This window comes from Streptomyces sp. SP18CS02 (assembly GCF_036322365.1).
Lineage (GTDB): Bacteria > Actinomycetota > Actinomycetes > Streptomycetales > Streptomycetaceae > Streptomyces.
In genome coordinates this window covers 58567-78794 of sequence record NZ_JAQYXC010000251.1, presented here as the reverse complement: position 1 = coordinate 78794, position 20228 = coordinate 58567, and the positions used below count along the sequence as shown (strand labels likewise).

Sequence of the window (20228 nt, the reverse complement as noted above, 5' to 3'; positions counted from 1 at the left end):
TGCCGTGACGGCCACAGCGGTCCCCGCCACGACGGCGAGCACGGCAGCCATGAGCTTTCTGGCCATGTGTCCTCCTGTTCACAGGAAGGTGCGGATGCGACGGTGCAGCCTCGTACGGCAACGCGCCATGCCCGCAAGGCCTTTGCAACCGCTTGCTGCAAGTTCTGCACGGGTTGCGGTCGTGACCGTACGAGGCCACCGCCGCGCGGTCAACCCTCTGGGCGCAAGTCCGTTTCACGCCGGAAACCCACAGGTCTCCCCGCCGCGCCGACATCCGCACGACCGTGCGTCGCGGCACGCCCTCCCGCCCCGGAGCGCTGACGCGTCCGCCGCGCCTCTGTCATGATCGGGACACGGAAGACCGCCACGACCGCACCGCGCCGTCCAAGGTGGCCGACGGCCGCACCTCGTCGACCGCGTTCCCCGGCCACCGGCGGGCGACGCTCGCGAGGAAGCGCGCCGGCTCCGTCGTTCACACCGCCCCGTGTCGGTGCCCGACGCGCGTACCGTGCGGCGGATGCCGTACCCGACGAGCGGATGCCGCAACTGCCGCGCCCGCGCGGCCAGGTGAGGATGGGCCAGGAGCGGGCACAAGCGGGACATGACAGTGCGGAAGACGAGTGTCCTGGTGCTGGACTGCGCCGAACCCGAGACCCTGGCCGACTTCTACGCCCGACTGCTGGGCGCCCGCGCCGAGCGCGGAGCCGATCCCGACTTCATCGACGTCATCGCCGAGGAAGGCGTACGCCTCTCCGTGCGCCGCGACCACGGCTACGCACCGCCCAGCTGGCCGCGCCCGGACGACTCCCAGCAGGCACACCTTCACATCCTCGTGGACGGGGAGGACATGGACGAGGCCGAGCGCGAGGCGATCGGACTGGGGGCCACGCCCGTGGAGGCCAAGGTCAGTGCGGGTGTCCGCGATGTCCGGACATACGCGGACCCGGCCGGCCACTCCTTCACCCTGACCGCCCGCCTGGGGTGACCGGCGGCGCGCGGAGCGCCCGCGCGCGAGGCCCCGACGGGGGTCGTACACGCCGAACGGCCTGCGAACGGTGCGTTCCGCCGGAACACCACCCCCCGCTGCTACCCTCCGTTGCCAGTGATGACCTTGCGTGACGAGCGGGAGGGTGTGTGAGAGTCGCCTGTGTCGGTGGCGGGCCCGCCGGACTGTATTTCTCGATCCTGATGAAGCGGCAGGACCCGTCCCACGACATCACCGTCCACGAACGGAACCCGGCGGGGTCGACCTACGGCTGGGGAGTGACCTACTGGGGCGGCCTGCTCGACGGACTCCGGGCACACGACCCCGAGTCGGCCCGTGCCATCAGCGAGAACTCGATGCGCTGGAGCGACGGGACGGCGCACGTCCGGGACCGTACGACGGTGCACCACGGCGACGAGGGCTTCGGCATCGGGCGACGCCGCCTGCTGGACGTCCTCGCCCGGCGGGCCGCGTCCCTGGGTGTCCGCATCGAGTACGGGCACGAGATCGCCGGGGATGCCGCACTGCCCGCAGCGGATCTGGTCGTCGCCTGCGACGGCGTCAACAGCACACTGCGCGAGCGCCATGCCGACCACTTCGGCAGCAGGATCGTCGCCGGGCGGAACAAGTACATCTGGCTCGGCACCACCAAGGTGTTCGACTCCTTCACCTTCGCCTTCGTGGAGACCAGGCACGGATGGATCTGGTGCTACGCCTACGGCTACAGCGAGGATCACAGCACCTGCGTCATCGAGTGCTCCCCGGCGACCTGGGCGGGGCTCGGTCTCGACCGGGTGGACGAGGCCGACAGCCGGGCCCTGCTGGAGCGGCTCTTCGCCGATCTGCTCGACGGCCACCCGCTGATCGGCCGGGCGCACACGGACGGCAGTGCTCAGTGGCTGAACTTCCGCACCCTGACCAACCGCACCTGGCACCACGGCAACCTCGTCCTGCTCGGCGACGCCGCGCACACCACGCACTACTCCATCGGTGCGGGCACCACGCTCGCGTTGGAGGATGCCATGGCCCTCGCCGGCGCTCTGCGCGGCGCCCCCGGACTGCGACCCGCCCTCGTCTCGTACGAACGGGAGCGACGGGCGGCACTGCTCCCCGTCCAGAGCGCCGCCCGCTACAGCGCCCAGTGGTACGAGAACCTGCCGCGCTACATCGGTCTCGAACCGCATCAGATGTTCGCCCTGCTCGGTCAGCGGCACTCCCCGCTGCTCCCGCACATCCCGCCGCAGCTGTACTACCGGCTCGACCGGGCGGCCGGGCAGGTCCGGACACTTCGCAGGCTCAAGCGCTGGCTGGGGCCGCGGGTCGCGCGGACGATGCACGCCCGCTCGGGGGTCTCTCCCGGCCGGGAGGTGGCCGCCGAGTAGCCCGGCCGGCCGCTCCCGGGCAGCCGGTGCGAGGGGCGTGAGCGGCACGCACCCCGCGAAGTGCCGCCCGAACGCGCGGGCGGGGATGCGGGGTGGGCGGGCAGGCAGCTCACCCACCCCCGCCGGGCGCGCTCACGGCACGGGAGAACCGTGCGTCCCCGGCAGCTCTCGTCGCGCGGGACCGAGGAGCGGGAGCGAAGCCGTACGCCGGATGCCGACGCCATGTGCCTCCGGGGCGGGCCGGGATCGTCGGCCGGGCTCAGCCGCCCAGCGGCAGCCCCTTCGCCGGGAGGCCGCCGAGAAGGCCGCCTCCGACCGGCAGGGGGGATGCCTGGCCGCGGTGCTTCGAGCTGCTCTGCTTGCTGTTCGGCTTCGAGCTGTTCCCGAGCGGCCCCGTGCTGTTGAGTTCGGTCACGATGGGAGCCCCCAGGGTGGAGGGCTCCTCGGCTGCCGCAGGGGCGGCCGAGGCCACCCCTGCGCCCGCGATGGCGGCGCATACCGTGAGCAGTCGGATTCCGGGGCGCATGGCCATGTGTCGCTCCTGATGTGAGATGGAGTGAAGCGTCGGGTTCCTTCAGTAATGTGCAACGACGCCCGGTCCCGGACGACACTGTCTGAGGACACACTCGGCGCCCCGCCGTGTCCCGCCGCTTCTGCCGACAGCGCCGCGCGGGTCGCTCAGTGGTCCGGCGGTCCCCCTGTCCACCCGCGGGCATCACCGGGGTCGGCCCCTGCACGGGGCGCCGGGTCACCGCACCGGGAGAGCGGACACCCCGTCGAGCCGGCCGGTCAACCGCCGCTCGCGCGGACGAAAGTACCCAGACCGTTCTCGTCGAGGTACTCGACCCGGACCTTGTCCGCGGTGCTCCCGTTGCCCACGGTGAAGCCGACGCCGGTGAGGCCGACGGCGTTCTCGCCGGTGGTCGCGAAGCTGAAGGTGTCGCCGTCGTAGTGCGTGAGCGGGAACCGCGTCCTCTCCGGGCCGAGACGCACGGCGAGCCGTCCCTTCTCGTCGGCCGTGACCACGAGTTCGCCGAAGTAGTCGTTCTCGTACGTCCCCGTGTACGCGCCGTCGGCGCGGGCCGGCGCGGCATCCGCCGGTGGCCGGGTGTAGTCGGTGGGGGACGTGGCCGCTTCCTCCTCCTTCGCGTAGACGTCGCCCACCAGCGGAAGCCAGTCGGTGGTGGGTTCGCCGTGCTGCGCGGTGTCGAAGAAGGTGAGGGCGATCGCGTCGGCCATCCCGACCGGCTGTCCGTTGGTGAGGACGACGATGCCCAACTGCTCGCCGGGCAGCATCGTGACGTTGGTGTTGGCACCGAGCGCGAACGCTCCGGAGTGGCTGAGGCGCAGTCTGCCCAGGTCGTCGTAGCCGACGTTCCATCCCAGGCCGTAGAAGCCGGTGCGTCCCGCCGGTGCGGCCGGAGGCCGGGCGACGATCCCGGGCAGATGGGTACGGTTCAGGTTGTCGGCGTCGATGATCTGCCGGCCGTCGAGCTTGCCGTCCGCCAGTTGCAGCCGCATCCACCGGGTCATGTCGCGGGCGGTGGAGCTCACGCCGCCGGCCGGTGACTGCGCGTCCGCGTCCCGTACGAAGTCCGCCCGCCAGCTTCCGTCGGCGGACCTCACATGGGGGACCGCCTTGTCGGCCGCACGCTCGTAGTCGCCGAACTCGGAGCTGGTGTCGTTCATCCCGGCCGGCCGGTACAGCGTGTCCTCGCTGAGCTTCTCCCAGGGGACGCCCTCGGCGCGGGCGACGGCCTCCGCCGCCGCGGTGAGCCCGAAGTTGGTGTAGGCGTAGTCGGCCCGGAACGGTTCGAGGGGCTCGTACCGAAGACGGCCGAGGATGTACGAACGGTCGTAGCCGAGGTCCTCCAGCAGGTCACCCGCGTGGTCGGGGAGGCCGCTGCGGTGCGAGAACAGGTCCGCGACGGTGACGTGACGCGTCACCCAGGGATCCTTGAGGGCGAACTCCGGCAGGTGCGCCGCCACCGGATCGTCCCAGCCGATGCCCTCCCCGCCCACGACCCCGGCGACGACGGTGGAGGCGAGCGGCTTCGAGAGCGACGCCAGCTGGAACACCGTGTCGGGTCCCACCTTGCCGGACCGGCCGGCCTGCCGTTCGCCGAACCCCTTGAGGTGGACCACCCGGTCCCGGTACACGACGCCCACGGCCGCTCCGGGGACACCGGTCCGCCGCATCGCGTCCTCGACGATCCCGTCGAGCCTGCCGATGGCCGCGTCGACGTCCTCCGGGGTGAGCTGGGGCGGGGGCTGGGGCGGTGGTGCCTTCGGGGCGGGCGACACGGGCGTGGGCATGGGAGGGGGCGTGGGCGCGGCCGAGGACGGGGAGAGCGGCGGAGAGGCGGACGGGGACGGTCCGGGCGTGGCGGCGACCTGGAGCAGGGTGGCCGCCGCGGTCACCACGGCGACCAGGCCCGATGCTGCCAGTGCTCGTCCCGGGAGGAGCCGCGCGCGTTTCGGGGGGCGCATACCTGTCATTGAACGCCCAAAGCGGACCCTTGTCGTGCGCGCGGCCGTTCTCCCCCCTCCGCCCGCTTGCCCGCTTGCCCGCTCGCGCCCGTCGCTCCGGCCGGCTGCCCGCCTTTTCCGGCCGCCCGTCGATCGCGGAGTCCCGGCCGGTGGATGGTCCGGTGAACGCCGAGGTGCCCGGTGCGCCGGCCGCGCGAAGCCCGTGGGGCCCGACGTCGAGTGCGTCGGTGAGCGGCGATGATGTACCCATGCCACGTACTTTCGAGGACCTTGTCGCCGAAGCCGGATCGGCCCCCGTCGAAGGCTGGGACTTCTCCTGGCTGGACGGCCGGGCCACCGAGCAACGCCCTTCGTGGGGATACCAGCGGTCGATGGCCCGACGACTGGCCCGGGCGTCCGCCGCGCTCGACATCCAGACCGGTGGCGGAGAGGTGCTGGCCGGGGCCGAGAAGCTGCCTCCTGTCATGGCCGCGACCGAGTCATGGCCTCCGAACGTGGCCAGGGCAACCCGGTTGCTCCACCCCCGGGGCGTGGTGGTCGTCGCCGATCCGGACGAGCCGCCCCTGCCCTTCGCCGACGAGGCGTTCGACCTGGTGACCAGCCGCCACCCCGCGACCGTATGGTGGCCGGAGATCGCCCGCGTGCTCCGGCCGGGCGGAACCTACTTCGCCCAGCACGTAGGCCCCGCCAGTGTGTGGGAGCTGGTGGAGTACTTCCTCGGCCCGCAGCCCGACGCGCGCAGGAAGCGCCACCCCGACGACGAGAGCACCGAGGCGAGGTCCGCCGGGCTGGAGGTGGTCGACATCCGCCTGGAACGCCTGCGCATGGAGTTCTTCGACGTGGGCGCCGTGATCTATTTCCTCCGCAAGGTGATCTGGACGGTGCCCGGGTTCACGGTCGACCGGTATCTGGACCGCCTGCGCGAGCTGCACGATCTGATCGAGGCCCGGGGCCCGTTCGTCGCCCACTCGTCCAGGACCCTCGTCGAGGCCGTCAAGACCGGTTGACGGCCTCGACGAGGGCCGGCCGATCGGGAGCCCGGCCGGCGCGGCACGGACGCGACAGGGCGGCCTCTGTCGGCGGTCGATCCGCCGGGCCTGCCCCGACGCGCGCGGGGCAGGCCCGGCCGACGGCCGGGAACGCTAACGGGGGCGGTGCCCGCCGAGGATGCCCCAGCGCAGCTGCCGCCGGCGCGAGGCGTCCGCCCACAGAGGAAGATTGGCCAGAAGGTGGTCCACGTAGTCCTGGCTGATGATGTCGCGCAGCTGGGCTTCCCGTTTGCCGGTCTCCTCGGTCAGCCGGTCGTAGTGGTTGACCAACTGCTCGCTGTGGTCGTCGAAGACGACGTCCTGCAGGCCGAGCTCGGCGAGCCTGCGGCGGTAGAACGTGACGGTCGCCAACTCGTCCACGCCGAGGCGGGACACGGCCGGACGCAGTACCTCGGAGGGAGTGTCCTCGTCGGCCATGACGTCGGTGAAGGCCAGGGTCCCTCCGGGCTTGAGGACCCGCACCGCCTCGCTCAGCGCCCTCGACCGGTCGGTGCTGTGACAGAGGGCTTCCAGCGAGCACACCGCGTCGAAGTGGCTGTCCGCGAACGGCACTTCGTGGAAGGAGCCGGTGACGACCTCGATGAGGTCGTCCAGGCCGCGCTCGGCGTTCGTCCTGCGATGGCGCTCGTTCTGGGCCGCGCTCAGGTTGAGCGCGACGACGCGGCAGCCGAAGCGCTCGGCCAGATAGCGGGCGGTGCCGCCGTATCCGGAACCGAGGTCCAGCACCGACCGGTCGGGGCCGAGACTCCCGGCCAGGCGGTCGGCCAGCCGCTCGACGGTACGCCGGGAGGCGTCACCGATCGGTTCCTGCTCGTGGAGGTAGATGCCCGTGTGGATGTCGTCGCCGCCCCACACGGTGCCGTAGAAGGCGTCGACGTCTCCGGAGTCGTAGTAGCTGCGTGTGGCGTCCTCGCCCGGGTGCGGTGTGGTGGCGCCCTTGCTCATGCACACTTCCCTCGCTCGTGACCCGTTCGCTCCATAGGGCCCGTCTGCCCAGCGTCGCAGCTTCCGTAACAGCGAGCACAGTGACGAATCGGCCAACCGCTTGCACCGTGATCGGCTCCGCTCGTCGTGGTCGGCCGGACGCGGCGCGGCCCCCCCGGCCCGGCGCCGAAGGGGCAGCGCGTGGCGTTCGTGGTGGGCCGGGCCGGGGCGGGGCGACGCGGGTGAGGTCACTGCTTTCCGGCGAGCTCCCCGCTGAGCTTCCCGTGCATGGCGGCGCTCGCGTCGTTCAGGCCGATGATCTCGACCGTCTTGCCGCGCTGGGCGTACCGGGTCTCGACGGCATCGAGGGCGGCGACGGAGGACGCGTCCCAGATGTGTGCCCGCGAGAGGTCGATGACGACCCTGTCCGGATCGGCGGCGTAGTCGAAGCGGGCCACGAGGTCGTCCGAGGAGGCGAAGAACAGAGCTCCCGTCACGGAGTAGACGACGCTGCCACCCTCGGGGTCGATGACCGCGGAGACATCGGCGAGATGGGCGACGCGCCTGGCGAAGACGACCATCGCGGTGATCGAGCCGACCACGACACCGACGGCGAGGTTGTGCGTGGCGAGCACGCCGCCCACGGTGACGGCCATGACGGTGATCTCACCGGCCGGCATACGCCGGAGCGTCCTGGGCGCGATCGAGTGCCAGTCGAACGTCGTCACCGACACCATGACCATGACGGCGACGAGGGCGGCCATCGGGATGCCGGAGACGAGGGGGCCGAAGACGATGCAGAGCACCATGAGGAAAGCCCCCGCCAGGAAGGTGGACAAGCGGGTGCGGGCGCCGGACACCTTCACGTTGATCATGGTCTGGCCGATCATGGCGCAGCCGCCCATGCCTCCGAAGAAGCCGGTGACGATGTTCGCGATGCCCTGACCGATCGACTCGCGCGTCTTGGAGGAGCGGGTGTCGGTGATGTCGTCGACGAGTTTCGCGGTCATCAGCGACTCCATCAGCCCGACCAGCGCCATGGCGAGCGCGTACGGGGCGATGGTGGTCAGCGTCTCCATGGACAACGGTACGTCCGGAATCCCGGGCACGGGCAGGGTCGAGGGCAGTGCCCCCTTGTCGCCCACGGTCGGCACCGCGATCCCGGCGGCGACGGTGATCGCTGTGAGGGCGGCGATGGACACCAGGGGCGCGGGGATCGCGGTGGTGACCTTCGGGAGGAGCACCAGCAGCGCGACGCCTCCCGCGAACAGCGGGTAGACGGCCCACGGCGCGTCCGTCATCTCCGGGATCTGCGTCAGGAAGATCATGACGGCGAGGGCGTTGACGAAGCCGACCATCACCGAGCGGGGCACGAACCGCAGCAGTCCGGCCACCCCCAGGGCGCCCAGCACGATCTGGAAGACGCCGGCCAGGATCACGCAGGCGATGAGGTGGCCCAGGCCGTGCTCACGGTTCAGGGGTGCGATGACCAGGGCGACCGCGCCGGTCGCGGCGGAGATCATCGCGGGGCGGCCGCCCACGACCGCGATGGTCACGGCCATGGTGAAGGAGGCGAACAGGCCGATGGCGGGGTCGACACCGGCGATGACCGAGAACGAGATCGCCTCCGGAATGAGGGCGAGCGCGACCACCAGGCCGGCCAGTACCTCGGTGCGGAACACCTTCGGGGAGAGCCAGGACGGACGGGAGGAACGAAGTCGTGCGGCGACGGAGGACGGTGCGGAGGCCGTCGTGGAGCGGGTCGCGGAGGAATCCAAGGAACCGGGGACCTGTCGTGTGCGGGCGCACCTCATGGCGAGGGAAGTGCGGCAGGGCGGGGGAGGGAGGAGTCGTGGTCGGGGCGCGGCCCCCCGGCCGGTTCGCGCGACGGCCGGACCGCCCACGACCGGCCGGCCGGGTACGGCGAGCGTGGTGTGCGGATCGTGTGGGCCGAGCATCCTGAACGAGCCGGGCGAGTGCGCCGGGCGGCGCGAGGGTGCGGCGCGTACCCGGGGCCGGTGCGTCAGGGGCGCGGGGTCACGGCGGGCAGGCGAGGGTGCGGCACGGCATGATCACGCGCACGCTCTCTCCTGTGGGGCTCGGTCTCCGACGGGGGCGCCATCGGCCCCGAACGACGAGTGGACGGATGCCGTCACCCGGCCCCGGAGGGAGGCGACGAACCGTCCACGACAGCACCGACTCTACCCTTCGGCCGGGCGCGGGGAACCGGCTGCCGGCCGGCCGGCGGGGTCCGGATACGTCCCCACGATCCGGACACGACAGTCCCCGGCGATCCTGGCCGACTCGTATCCCCGTCAGTCGTCGCTGACGGGTCCGTCATCGGCTGGACCGGCCGGGGGCCTGGCCAGAGCCTGGACGAAGTCACGCGGGCCTCTGAACGTCTTCATCGGCGGGTGTGGCTCTCTTCCGGTATTCCGGTGTATTGATGAGTTTCCTCCCTATTTCTCCCTAGTCAAGGGTTTTCCGGAATGTGATTGCGGTTTCTTCCGGCTGGGGCGGAGGCGCGGACGGACCGGGGCCGCGGCCGCCCCGCACGTAGGCTGGAGACAGCCCGCGTCATGCTCGAACCGAGTCCCGCGGGAGGTGGCTCGACATGACCGCATCAGCGGTTCCACGGGGGCCCGCCGCCAGGGTCTGGGTTCCCGAGACGGTCACGGCCGACCCGTACAACGCCCAGACGGCCGCGGGCGCGCTGGCCGAGCGGCTCACGCCCGTGGGTGCCTTCTTCGTACGTGATCACTTCGGAATCCCGAGGGTGGCGGCGCACGCGTGGCGGCTGCGTCTGGGCGGTGCCCTGAGCGCCCCCTTCGCCATTGGTTACGACGAACTGCTGCGGCTGCCCCGCAGGGAACTCGACATCGTCGTGGAGTGCGCCGGCAACGGACGCGCCATGATGACTCCCCGCCCGCCCGGTCTGCCCTGGGGGCGGCGGGCCGTCGGCTGCGCGCGTTTCGCGGGAGTGCCGTTCCGTACCCTCGCCGCCCGGGCCGGTGTCGCACCGGGCGCCGTGGAATTCGTCTTCGCCGGCGCGGACTCCGGAACCGTGCACGGGCGGCGGACGGTTTTCGCGCGCAGTCTTCCCGTCGCCCTGGCGCTGCACCCCGACACCCTCCTCGTCACGCACATGAACGGCGAGCCGCTGTCCCCCGAGCACGGGGCGCCGGTCCGTCTCGTGGTGCCCGGCCGGTACGCGGTGGCCGATGTGAAGTGGCTGGTGGAGGCCCGGGCCGTCACGGAACCGTTCACCGGCGTCTTCCAGGTGGAGGACTACGTCTACGCCGACTCGCGCGGCACGCCCGACGGCCCCGTGTCGACCGTGCGGATCACGTCGCTCATCATCGCCCCGGAGGCCGACGAGGCCCTGCGGCGTGGCCGGGAGACCGTCGTGCGCGGGCGGGCGTGGTCGGGCGGGGGAGTGCCGGTGCGGCGGGTCGAGGTGCGGACGGAGAGCACCGAGCGCCCCGGGCGGGCCGGGGATCCCGACGGGGACCGGGGCGCGGAGGCGCAGACGTCGGACCCTGCGCCCGGCGCCGTACCCGAAGCCGGCGAGCGGCGCTGGAGCGACGCCGTACTCGAACCGCCGAGCGGTCCCTACGCGTGGACCGGCTGGTCGTACCGGTGGACGCCGCGAAGCCCGGGCCCCTACCGGCTGCTGGCCCGCGCGACCGACGAGCACGGCGACGTCCAGCCGGCGCGGGCGCCGTGGAACGCGCGGGGCTACGGCTGCAACCCCGTCGCGACCGTCGAGGTGGTCGTGGTGTGAGCGAGGGCCGCTCCGGCGGGCCCCGGCTCCGGCCGTGGAGGTCGCGCCCTCGGCTCGCGGACGGGGTGGGGTCCGCCGGTGAGCGCCCCGCGATGACGGGCCGGGTGGGACGGACCGGCCGACGGGGACGTCCGGCGGTAACGCCGCCCGTCGGCGGTGTACCCGTAGGGGCCGGGGCTGATAGGACTGCTGTCGAAACATGCACCACTCACGTATCGCAGTTCGCAGGAGGCGCACATGTCACGCCCGGTCACCATCGTCACAGGCGGCAGTCGGGGCATCGGCGCGGCCACGTGTCTGCGTCTGGCGGAGGAGGGCCACGACCTGGTCCTGGGTTATGTCAGGAACAACGCGGCCGCGCAGGAGGTCGCGGCGGCCGTGCGTGCGGCGGGGGCCGGGTGCGTCACGGTCCGGGTGGACACCGCCGACGAGGACGATGTGGAGCGGCTCTTCGACACGGCCGGCAGTGAACTGGGGCCGGTCACCGGACTGGTCAACAACGCCGGGGTGACCGGCCCGTTGGGCAGACTGGCCGATGCCCGTACGGAGGATCTGCGACGTGTGATCGACGTGAACCTGCTCGGGTACCTGCTGTGTTGTCGTCGGGCTGCCCGTGACATGGCGCGGCGTGGGTCCGGCGCCATCGTCAATGTCTCCTCCGCGGCAGCCACTCTGGGCAGCCCGGGGGAGTACGTCCATTACGCGGCCACCAAGGCGGCCACCGACGCCCTGACCGTCGGTCTGTCCAAGGAACTCGGCCCGGACGGCATCAGGGTCAACGCGGTCGCGCCCGGTGTGATCAACACCGAGATGCACGCGCAGATGGGGGACCCGGACCGACCGGCGAAGGCCGCCGCACTGACCCCGCTGGGTCGTCCCGGCGAACCGGCGGAGATCGCCGCCGCCGTCGCCTGGCTGTTGTCGCCCGACGCCTCGTACACCACGGGCACGGTTCTGCGGGTTTCCGGCGGCCGGTGAACCTCTTCGGAGGTGATCGCGTTTGGCGCCGGTGCGCGGCACGGTGCCGCGCGGGCGCGGAGCAGGGGGAGCCGCTGTGGCTCCGGGGGCCGTGGGAGCCCATCCACGATGGGCTCGTCCACGAGCGGTGGCCGCTACGGCCTCGTTCGTCTCCGGGGAGCTGCGGGCGGACGACCGCCCTTCGCGGCCCCGGCCGATCAGTAGGCGGAGTCGACGTTGTCGATGGAGCCGTACTTGTCGGCCGCGTAGTTGGCCGCCGCGGTGATGTTGGCGACCGGGTCGGTCAGGTCACGCGGGGTGCCCGAGACGTGGTAGGCGTCGAAGGTCGGCTGGATGACCTGGAGCAGACCCTTGGAGGGGGTGCCGTTCTGCGCGTTGACGTCCCAGTTGTTCTGCGCCTGCGGGTTGCCGCCGGACTCGCGCATGATGTTGCGGTGCAGGCCCTCGTAGCTGCCGGGGATGCCCTTGGCCTTCATGATGGCCAGCGACTGCTTGATCCAGCCGTCGAGGTTGTCCGGGTAGGACTTCTTGGCCTTCGCGACCGCCGAGACCTTGGCTGCCGACGCGTGCGTCCCGGTCTGCTCGGCGGCCTGCGCGGAGGTGGGGGCCATCGTGAGGATCGCCGCTGCGGCTCCGGCGGTGGTGATGCCGGCCACCGAGAGCTTGCGGAGACGGGCGAAACGGCTGCGGTTGATCTGGATGTTCGCGGTCATGCGGCGGTGACTCTCCTGTGTTTCGAGGGGCCCGCCGGGCGTGTCGGCGGCGTGGGTGCCGCATGACGTCATAGCCCGGAGTGGCTGATCGGGTGGGCGGGATCCGCCCGGTCCGGCACGCTGTGCTCGCCGGCCTCAGCCATGGTTAGCGGCGCTTCCGGGGCAGCGCAACGATGTGACGTACTACCCCGCTACAGAGAAATGTCCGGTTCAGGAGAAGCGGCGGCGGACCTGTACGGGCACCGGCCGCCGCTGCCTACTACCTCTCTTAGGACGTGACGTGGCTCCTATGCGGGGGGTCACACGAAATCCATGATCAAAAGGTCTCCGCGCCGGTGCGGCCTCCTCTTCGGGCACGGCGATGCGCCCGGCGGAGGGCGTTCTTTGGCAAGCTCGGCCTGGCTGGAGATCCAGCGCGCTCGCGCGGGGCACCGGCCCCGGCGCGGGCCCGAGCAGAGGAGGCGCAGGTGTCAGGGTTTCTGAACAGGGCGAAGGAGCAGGCCGAACATGCCTTGTCGGCGGGGAAGCAGAAGGTCGACGAGGTGCAGCAGCAGCGAGCGGGCGGCGACCTGCTGAAGCGCCTGGGTGCTGCCTATTACGCCGAGCGGACGGGCAGCGGCAGCGCGCAGGCCACCCAGGACGCGCTGACCGCCCTGCAGGCACATGTCGCCGCGCACGGGGACGCCTTCCTGCGCGGATGACCTCGTCCTCCGTACCCGCCCGGGGAACGGAGCAGGTACGGAGGGCCTTCGCACGGGGACGCACCGGCAGGGTCCCGCAGCCGTGGCGGCGCGCCGGGATGCTGCCGGGTTCGCCGGTGCCGCACCCACGCGGCGACCGTGGCCGTGCTGTCGCCGCTGTCCTCGCCGCCGGCGACAGCCCCGGCGTCCGCGTCCGGTCCGACTGTCAGTGGTGGCTGGGATGCTGATCGGCATGGACGAGCTGACTGGGCGCCGGGTCTACGGCGCGGACCATGACGATCCCGACCCCGGGCCGAGGCCGGGGCGCGCCTACCGGGAACTGGTGGCCGGACCGCTGGACGGCCTGCTGCTGGACGTCACCGGCTGGGACGACCACCGGCTGAGGGAGGTCGCGGCGCTCCCCACGGAGATCGGATCGCACGGACCCGGCGGCCATGCCCTGTACGGGGCGCGGCCCGGCGACTCCCGGCGGTGGGACTGGCACGGCGACACCCCGTGATCGCCGCCCGCCGGCGGCGGACGGCCGACGTGGCCCCTCCGTGGAGCCGGCCGCTGCGGTGCCGCCCTGCCGTGCACCGAAGGCACCGCAGCCGATGATCGCGGCGTGGTGCCTCCTGCCCGCGGTGTGCCCTCATGGATGCGGATTCTGTCGTCGGCCCCGGTCCCGGGCGGCATGCCGGCGGTGCGATGCCGCAGGCCCGCTCCACGGCCGGGGCCGGCCGAGAAGCGGGGCTCTCTGCCGTCGGTACGGCGCCGTAGGGCGTGCCGTTGGACCCGAGCTTCCCGTGGGCGGCCTCTTCGGGCCGCGCCCGCCCGTGCCCACCACACGTGCCGTGCGTGTCGTCCGGCCCCGGCGATCGCCGGGCCGCCCGCGGGCAGGCCGGACCATCCGGCGGGTGCGGTGCGGTGCGGACCGCCGTGCGCGGGGCGGGTGGACGTGGCTCGCACGCATGGTCGATCATGGCGTGATGTCGCTCCATACGCACCAGGCCGATCTGTTCGAGAGTTCGAGGGGTCGTTTGGAGGCGATCGCCTATCGGCTGCTGGGGTCGGCCGGCGACGCCGAGGACGCGGTGCAGGACACGTTTCTGCGCTGGCACGCGGCGGACCGGGACCGCATCGGGATACCCGAGGCGTGGCTGACGAAGGTGCTGACCAACATCTGCCTCAATCAGCTCACTTCGGCGCGGGTCAGGCGGGAAACGTATGTGGGGCAGTGGCTCCCGGAGCCGCTCCTGGCCGGAGACCGGATGCTCGGCCCGGCCGACACCGTCGAGCAGCGCGAATCGGTCTCCCTCGCGATGCTCACCCTCATGGAGCGGCTGACGCCCAACGAGCGCGTGGTGTACGTGCTGCGCGAGGCGTTCGGGTACCCCCACCGCGAGATCGCGGAGATCCTCGACCTCACCGAGGTGAACTGCCAGCAGATCCACCGGCGCGCCAAACAGCACCTCACCACCGACCGGGCCCGTACGGAGATCGACGCGGCCGCCGCGCGGAAGGTCGTCGAGGAGTTCCTCGCCGCGGCCCTCAGCGGCGACACCGAGCCACTGATCCGGCTGCTCGCCGACGACGCGGTCAGCGTGGCCGACGGCGGCGCCCGCGTCTCGGCCACCAGGTCTCCGGTCGTCGGTGCCCTCCGCAGCGCGCGATACCTGCGCGGTCTGTTCCGGCCGTCCGCCGCCAGGAGGGCCAGTGTCGGCGGCAACCCCGCCCTCCACGCCGCCGTCGTCAACGGCGGTCCCGCCGTGCTGGTCGCGGTCGGTGAGCGGATCCTCGGCGTCATCTGCCTCGAAGCCACCCCCGACGGCGTCGGGACGATCCGTCTCCAGGTCAACCCCGACAAGCTGGAGCGCATCACCCGCCAGTGGACGGCCGCCGGCCCCCACCGCCCCCTTGCGCAGATGTGGTGACCCACATCACAGCCGGATCCTGTCAGGGATGGTGCGGCTGTCCGGTTCAGGAGGTGAGACCAACCGGATAGGGAGCAAGCCATGAAGCACCGCATCGTCGTCCTCGGAGCCGGGTACGCCGGAGCCGTCACCGCCGGTCGCCTCGCCAAGCGGCTGCACCATGACGACGTCGAGATCACCCTGGTCAATGGCGACCCCGAGTTCGTCGAGCGCGTGCGACTGCACCAGCTCGCGAGCGGGCAGGATCTGCCGCGCCGCCCGCTGCGCGACCTCTTCGAGGGCACCGGCGTGCAGGTCCGGCCGGCATGGGTCACCGCGGTCGACGCGGACCGCAAGACCGTGGATCTCACCACCGAGCAGGGCGCCGAGACCCTCGGCTACGACACCCTTGTGTACGCCCTGGGGAGCACCCTCGCCGACCAGGGCGTCCCGGGTGTCGGGGAGCATGCCCACGACGTCGCCGGGAAGCGGGGCGCGCTGCGACTGCGGGCGCGACTGAGCGAGCTGGAGCCGGGCGGGACCGTGCTGGTCGCGGGCGGCGGCCTGACCGGAATCGAAACGGCCGCCGAGATCGCCGAGGCGCACCCCGGCCTCGCCGTGGCCATCGCGACCCGCGGGGGCGTCGGCGACTGGCTCAGTGACACGGCACAGCGCCACCTGCGCGGCGTCTTCGACCGGCTCGGCATCACGGTCCACGAGGGGGCCGACATCACGCGCGTCGAAGCGGGCGGCGTGGTCACCGGCACGGCCGGGGAGATCCCCGCCCAAGTGACCGTGTGGACCGCGGGCTTCACCGTGCACCCGATCGCGGCGGCCTCCACCCTGGAGGTGTCCGACACCGGGCGGATCGTCGTCGACGGCACCATGCGCTCGGTCTCGCACCCCGATGTGTATGCCGTCGGTGACGCCGCGATCGCCGAGGGGGCGGGCGGCAAGCCGCTGCGGATGGCCTGTGCCACGGCGAATCCGATGGCGTGGCTGGCCGCAGACGCCCTTGCCGCGCGCCTGACCGGTCGTAAGGTTCCAGGGACCACGATCGGCTACGCCCTGCAGTGCGTCAGCCTCGGGCGCCGCGACGCCATCGTCCAGCGCGTTACCCGCGACGACCGGCCCACATCCACCGTGATCAGGGGGCGGACCGCCGCCCGCGTCAAGGAGTTCATCTGTGCCGCCACGGCCTGGGGCATCTCCCACCCGACGATGATGCTGCCGAGCTCCCGCCGCCGTCTCGTGGCAACCGGCGTCGAGGAGACGCGCTTCGCCGCCGGGTGACGAGACTCCAGGGACCGCCATGGCCGTGGGACCGGGCAGCAGTCGGGGCCGGCAAGGGGGCAGCCGGACGAGGAGGTTGGCCGGCGCCCGGGTCTCGGGCCGGCCGTCGACGGCCGCTTCTGGGCCCTGGGCTGCGCGGCAACGGCGCGGCAACGGCACGGGGTACCGGAGGCAGCCGGTCCTGGCGAGCCGGACCGGCGGCCCGGTCGGGCACCGCACTCCGCGACCGAGCGCCTCGCGTCGGGCACGCGCCCCGGGGCGTCGACGGCCGTACGCGGTGCGTGGCTCCCGGCCCGCGCGGGCTCGGGAGCGCGCCCCCGGGCCCGCACGGCCGGCAGTCACCCGCGTACCGCTCCTGCCGCGGGCGTGACCTCGGGAGGCACCTTCCGGGGCAGGGCCCCCACGCCGGTCACGGAACGCCTCAGGCGAACGGCAGACGCGCACACCGGCGGCAGGCGCGGGCCGATGCCGCCACCACGCCGTGCGACGCGGCCGTCAACGCGGCGGCGAGCGCGAGCAACGGCCAGTCCCTGACCCAGGGCGATGCCAGGGCGAGCGTGAGCGTCACCAGCCCCATCGCCGCGGCGGCGGTGGTACCGGTCCATGCGACCGCCAGCGGCAGCCGACGGGGCTCGGGCAGCCGCCGGGCCAGCGCCCCGGTCAGCGCCAGCGCCCCGCCGGCGAGCAATGTCGCCACGACGGCGACACCGGTCAGATGGAGGACCAGCACGTGGGCCACGTGGGGCAGCCGCCGCCCGTGGCCGGGGCCGCCGTTCAGGATCAGCTGCCCGCACACCAGCAGGAACGGTGCCGTGAGGGCGATGGCCCGCGCGGTGTGCCGGGCCTGCGCGATGGTCAGTTCCCGTTGCCAGCCCGACGCGAGCTCATCGACGGACCCGAACTCCCGCACGGCCTGCCGGGCGGCCCGTGCGTAAGGGGCACCCTCGCCGGTGTACGCCGCCACGGCGTCCTTGAGGCCGCCGCGCATCTCCTCGACCATCCGCGCCTTCGCCCTCGCCGGGCCGTGGAGGGCGGACGAGAGAGCCGCGACATGGGCCTCGACGGGGTCCTCGACGCGGTCCTCGACCCGTTCCGCCCGGGGGTCGGGGCCGTTCACGTGGCGGGCCCGGGCGAGGCGGCGGGATTCAGGACCGAACCGATCGCCGTCGTGAACTCCTGCCAAGCGGTCCGTTCGGCCGTCAGGCTGCGCCGGCCCGCGTCGGTGAGCTCGTAGCAGCGCCGCCGTCGCTCACCGGCCGATTCCCAGCTGCTGCGCAACAGCCCGAGCCGCTCCAGCCGGTTCAGGGCCGGATAGGTCGTGCCCGTGCGCAGGTCGAGCACGCCCCCGCTGCGCTGCTGGACCGCGACGATGATCGCGTAACCGTGCAACGGGCCCGATTCGAGCACGGCCAGCAGGAGCCCGTCCAGGTGTCCGCGCACCGCGTCTGTCCTCATGGGTAGGCAGCCTACTCAATGACAGCGTAGGCGTGCTATCTATTGGCAGCCAATACATCCTGCTCATGTCCGAAGGGGCTCGCAGTGACGAAACTGCTGCTGTCCGTGCATGTCCTCGCGGCGATCCTGGTGGTCGGTCCGATCGCCGTGGCCGCCTCGTTGTTCCCCCGCTACGCGCGGCCGTCCGCATCGAGGGAGCCGGACGGGCGGGCCGCCGGGGTCGCCGCGCTGCTGCACCGGATCTGCCGCGGATACGCCGTCGCGGGCATGGCGGTGCCGGTCTTCGGGATCGCCACCGGCGCCGAACTCGGCGTCCTCACCGACATCTGGCTGATCGTGTCGCTCGGACTGACCGCCGCCGCCGCGGCCGTCCTCGTGCTGGCGATCCTTCCTGCCCAGAAGAGCCTGCTCGCGCTGCCCCCCGAAACGGCCGCCGACCAGGGGAGGCACCCGCTGGCGATCCGGTTGACGGCGCTCACCGGCATCTTCAACCTGCTCTGGGCCGTGGTCGTGGTCCTCATGATCGTCCGCCCCGGCTCGACCACGGGCGCCTGACCGGATGCGTACGCTACGGATCGCGGCCCATACGGAGGCCGCCTCCCTCACGGCCCTGCTGCTGAACCTGCTCACCGTGCACCTGGCGGCGGTCTCCTCGCTCGTCGGCCCGCTCCACGGCCTCGCCTACCTTGTCGCCCTCGTGAGCACATGGCGGACCACGACCGCCGCCTCGCGGGGCGCCCGGTGGCGGGCGGTCATCCCCGGGGTCGGCGGACTTGTGGCCCTGCGCCACATACGGTCCCGGACCCGCACCCGTGCCGTCGCCGCCCTCGGCCCCGTCGGCGCGAGCGGCGACCCGAGCAGGTCATGAGAGAAGGCGGCGCGAGAAGTCGACCGGGAACGCGGCGCTCCAGGACACGGAAGCGCGCGGACGGTACCGCGCGATGAGTTCCCGGCCGCCGGGCGGTCCTTATGGTGATGGTGAAGGACCTGGCCCGGCGCCCGCCGCAGGGCGGCCGTCGGCCGGAACGGCGACGAGTCCCGGAGGCGATCATGTTCGGTTCGGTGAAGGCGTTCAGCGGATTCTCCGTGGACGACATCGAGGCTGCCAGGAAGTTCTACGGCGAGACCCTCGGGCTCAGGGTGTCCGAGCAGAACGGGCTGCTGACCCTGCACATCGCGGGAGACCGCGACACCTTGATCTACCCCAAGCCCGACCACGCTCCGGCGACGTTCACGGTTCTCAACTTCCCCGTCCCCGACATCGAGGCCGCCGTCGACGAACTGGCCGGGAAGGGCGTACGGTTCGAGCGCTACGAGCAGCTCCCCACGGACGACAGGGGGATCTTCCGGGGCGGGGGCCCACTGATCGCGTGGTTCACGGACCCCGCGGGCAACGTCCTGTCGGTACTCCAGGATCCGTCCTGAGCGGCCGGCGGCCGGAGCAGGCGGCCGCCCGGCCCTTGCCCCGGCCGCCGGGCCCCGCCCGGCTGCCGGAGCCCCTGACCCCGCCCGGAGCACGCCGGGCGGCCCGCGCCGCGGCACACGCATGCGCCCCCGCCCCCGCGTACGTCATGATCGGGTCCCGTGACCCTCGTTCTGCCGCCCCGCCTCACCGCCTCCGCCGAAGCACTGCGCGACGCCGCCCGCCGACGGGGGCTGCGTACCGTGCGGCTGCCCACCTTCGACGTTCCGGCCGGCCTCGCGGCGACGCATCTGCACGCGGGCCCCTCCTTCGCCGACGCCGTGGCGCCCCGCCTCGGCATCGCCCCGCTGGAGGCGCCCGCCGACTGGCTGACCCGTCTGCCGAAGGAGTACACCCGCCGGGACATCCGCGTCATGCCGATCCAGGAGGCCTATCGACTGCGTCGGCCCGCGTTCATCAAGTCGCCGAACGACAAGGGCATACCGGCGCTGGTCTACACCGACGGATCCCGGCTGCCCGGCCCGGACGCCGTGGATCCGCAGACGCCCGTCCTGGTCAGCGACGTGGTGGAGTTCACCACCGAGCACCGGTTGTACCTGTTCGGGGGAGTCGTGCACACGGGCAGCCGCTACGCACAGCGGGGACGGCTGGACCCGGGACCGCTCCCGGCCGACGCGGCGGCCTTCGGCGCCGCGCTGCTGGCCGCGTGCGGTGACACCTTGCCCACGGCGATCGTCGTGGACGTCGGTGAGGTGGACGGACACTGGGCGGTGATCGAGGCCAATGCCGCCTGGGCGAGCGGCATGTACCACGCCGACCCGCAGCACGTCCTGGACGTCGTACTCGCCGCCGCCGGCCCGGCCACCTCCGTCACCGAGCGGAACCGGCCGTTCCTTCGCCACCCGGGCGGGACGGGTGGCGTCGAACCGGAGCGGTGAGGCGGGCTCCGGGGCCGCCGCACGCCCTGCGCGCGCGGGCCCTCGCACAGCCCCGGACGCCGGCCACCAGCTGCTCGCGACTCAGCCGGCCCGGGCCGCCGTCCAGGTCCATGGCCGTACCCCGGGCACCCGAAGGCTCACCGGGAAGACCACCGCACCGCGCCGGCCGGCATCACCCCCACCGACCGCACGGGCCCCGTGAACGCCGGCCGCCTCCCCCG

At 72.7% G+C, this 20228-nt stretch carries 20 protein-coding genes; 13 read left to right on the top strand and 7 right to left on the bottom strand.

From position 1 onward, the window contains the following. Window positions 1–601 precede the first annotated feature (601 nt). Both PUR26_RS03620 and PUR26_RS03615 read left to right on the top strand, forming a co-directional pair. Window positions 602–985, top strand: coding sequence for a VOC family protein (locus PUR26_RS03620; RefSeq protein ID WP_329869123.1), 384 nt, complete (start codon window positions 602–604; stop codon window positions 983–985). 149 nt (window positions 986–1134) lie between these two features. After that, window positions 1135–2367 carry an FAD-dependent monooxygenase gene (locus PUR26_RS03615; protein ID WP_329869121.1) on the top strand — a complete coding sequence of 411 codons (1233 nt, stop codon included), beginning with the start codon at window positions 1135–1137 and terminating at the stop codon, window positions 2365–2367. A gap of 259 nt (window positions 2368–2626) precedes the next feature. Here PUR26_RS03615 and PUR26_RS03610 read toward each other — a convergent pair whose 3' ends face one another. Both PUR26_RS03610 and PUR26_RS03605 read right to left on the bottom strand, forming a co-directional pair. Then, window positions 2627–2899, bottom strand: coding sequence for a hypothetical protein (locus PUR26_RS03610; RefSeq protein WP_329869119.1), 273 nt, complete (start codon window positions 2897–2899; stop codon window positions 2627–2629). 257 nt (window positions 2900–3156) lie between these two features. Continuing rightward, window positions 3157–4857, bottom strand: a complete 1701-nt coding sequence (locus PUR26_RS03605) for a serine hydrolase (RefSeq protein ID WP_329869117.1) — start codon at window positions 4855–4857, stop codon at window positions 3157–3159. A 248-nt stretch (window positions 4858–5105) separates the two neighbouring features. Here PUR26_RS03605 and PUR26_RS03600 point away from each other — a divergent pair, with 248 nt between their 5' ends. Then, on the top strand, window positions 5106–5864 hold the full coding sequence (locus PUR26_RS03600) for a class I SAM-dependent methyltransferase (RefSeq protein ID WP_329869115.1): 759 nt from the start codon (window positions 5106–5108) through the stop codon (window positions 5862–5864). 135 nt (window positions 5865–5999) lie between these two features. On the opposite strand, the gene PUR26_RS03595 is transcribed toward PUR26_RS03600, so the two are convergent. Both PUR26_RS03595 and PUR26_RS03590 read right to left on the bottom strand, forming a co-directional pair. Further along, window positions 6000–6851, bottom strand: a complete 852-nt coding sequence (locus PUR26_RS03595) for an SAM-dependent methyltransferase (protein WP_329869113.1) — start codon at window positions 6849–6851, stop codon at window positions 6000–6002. A gap of 227 nt (window positions 6852–7078) precedes the next feature. Beyond that, window positions 7079–8644 (bottom strand): SulP family inorganic anion transporter, encoded by a 1566-nt coding sequence (locus PUR26_RS03590; RefSeq protein WP_443076955.1) that lies wholly within the window; start codon window positions 8642–8644, stop codon window positions 7079–7081. Window positions 8645–9444: 800 nt separating this feature from the next. On the opposite strand from PUR26_RS03590, the gene PUR26_RS03585 reads away from it, so the two are divergent. After that, entirely contained in the window at window positions 9445–10614 is a 1170-nt protein-coding gene (locus tag PUR26_RS03585; protein WP_329869111.1) for a molybdopterin-dependent oxidoreductase, read from the top strand. Between the two features lie 237 nt (window positions 10615–10851). Then, complete coding sequence (locus tag PUR26_RS03580; protein ID WP_329869110.1) at window positions 10852–11592, top strand: SDR family NAD(P)-dependent oxidoreductase; 741 nt, start codon at window positions 10852–10854, stop codon at window positions 11590–11592. A gap of 197 nt (window positions 11593–11789) precedes the next feature. On the opposite strand, the gene PUR26_RS03575 is transcribed toward PUR26_RS03580, so the two are convergent. Beyond that, window positions 11790–12377: a transglycosylase SLT domain-containing protein gene (locus tag PUR26_RS03575; RefSeq protein ID WP_443076954.1), complete on the bottom strand. Its 588-nt coding sequence runs from the start codon at window positions 12375–12377 to the stop codon at window positions 11790–11792. Between the two features lie 395 nt (window positions 12378–12772). On the opposite strand from PUR26_RS03575, the gene PUR26_RS03570 reads away from it, so the two are divergent. The 4 genes from PUR26_RS03570 to PUR26_RS03555 all read left to right on the top strand — a co-directional run bounded on the left by PUR26_RS03570 (window position 12773) and on the right by PUR26_RS03555 (window position 16191). Then, window positions 12773–13006 carry a hypothetical protein gene (locus PUR26_RS03570; RefSeq protein WP_329869105.1) on the top strand — a complete coding sequence of 78 codons (234 nt, stop codon included), beginning with the start codon at window positions 12773–12775 and terminating at the stop codon, window positions 13004–13006. Between the two features lie 232 nt (window positions 13007–13238). Beyond that, a complete protein-coding gene (locus tag PUR26_RS03565) occupies window positions 13239–13505 on the top strand; it encodes a hypothetical protein (protein ID WP_329869103.1) in 267 nt (88 codons plus the stop codon). A 469-nt stretch (window positions 13506–13974) separates the two neighbouring features. Then, window positions 13975–14919, top strand: a complete 945-nt coding sequence (gene sigJ, locus PUR26_RS03560; RefSeq protein WP_329869101.1) for an RNA polymerase sigma factor SigJ — start codon at window positions 13975–13977, stop codon at window positions 14917–14919. A gap of 81 nt (window positions 14920–15000) precedes the next feature. Beyond that, a complete protein-coding gene (locus tag PUR26_RS03555) occupies window positions 15001–16191 on the top strand; it encodes an NAD(P)/FAD-dependent oxidoreductase (RefSeq protein ID WP_329869099.1) in 1191 nt (396 codons plus the stop codon). Window positions 16192–16612: 421 nt separating this feature from the next. On the opposite strand, the gene PUR26_RS03550 is transcribed toward PUR26_RS03555, so the two are convergent. Together PUR26_RS03550 and PUR26_RS03545 are read right to left on the bottom strand one after the other, a co-directional pair. Further along, window positions 16613–17308 carry a permease prefix domain 1-containing protein gene (locus PUR26_RS03550; RefSeq protein ID WP_329869097.1) on the bottom strand — a complete coding sequence of 232 codons (696 nt, stop codon included), beginning with the start codon at window positions 17306–17308 and terminating at the stop codon, window positions 16613–16615. Next, window positions 17305–17646 (bottom strand): helix-turn-helix transcriptional regulator, encoded by a 342-nt coding sequence (locus tag PUR26_RS03545; RefSeq protein WP_329869095.1) that lies wholly within the window; start codon window positions 17644–17646, stop codon window positions 17305–17307. Before PUR26_RS03545 ends, PUR26_RS03550 begins: the two co-directional genes overlap by 4 nt. Window positions 17647–17730: 84 nt before the next feature. Here PUR26_RS03545 and PUR26_RS03540 point away from each other — a divergent pair, with 84 nt between their 5' ends. From PUR26_RS03540 to PUR26_RS03525, 4 genes are all read left to right on the top strand, one after another. Next, entirely contained in the window at window positions 17731–18201 is a 471-nt protein-coding gene (locus PUR26_RS03540) for a hypothetical protein (RefSeq protein WP_329869093.1), read from the top strand. Between the two features lie 4 nt (window positions 18202–18205). Continuing rightward, complete coding sequence (locus PUR26_RS03535) at window positions 18206–18514, top strand: hypothetical protein (protein ID WP_329869092.1); 309 nt, start codon at window positions 18206–18208, stop codon at window positions 18512–18514. A gap of 182 nt (window positions 18515–18696) precedes the next feature. Beyond that, window positions 18697–19071 (top strand): VOC family protein, encoded by a 375-nt coding sequence (locus PUR26_RS03530; RefSeq protein ID WP_329869091.1) that lies wholly within the window; start codon window positions 18697–18699, stop codon window positions 19069–19071. 159 nt (window positions 19072–19230) lie between these two features. Beyond that, the gene (locus PUR26_RS03525) at window positions 19231–20007 is read left to right on the top strand and encodes an ATP-grasp domain-containing protein (protein ID WP_329869089.1); all 777 of its coding nucleotides are present in this window, start codon (window positions 19231–19233) and stop codon (window positions 20005–20007) included. The last annotated feature ends 221 nt before the right edge of the window (window positions 20008–20228 follow it).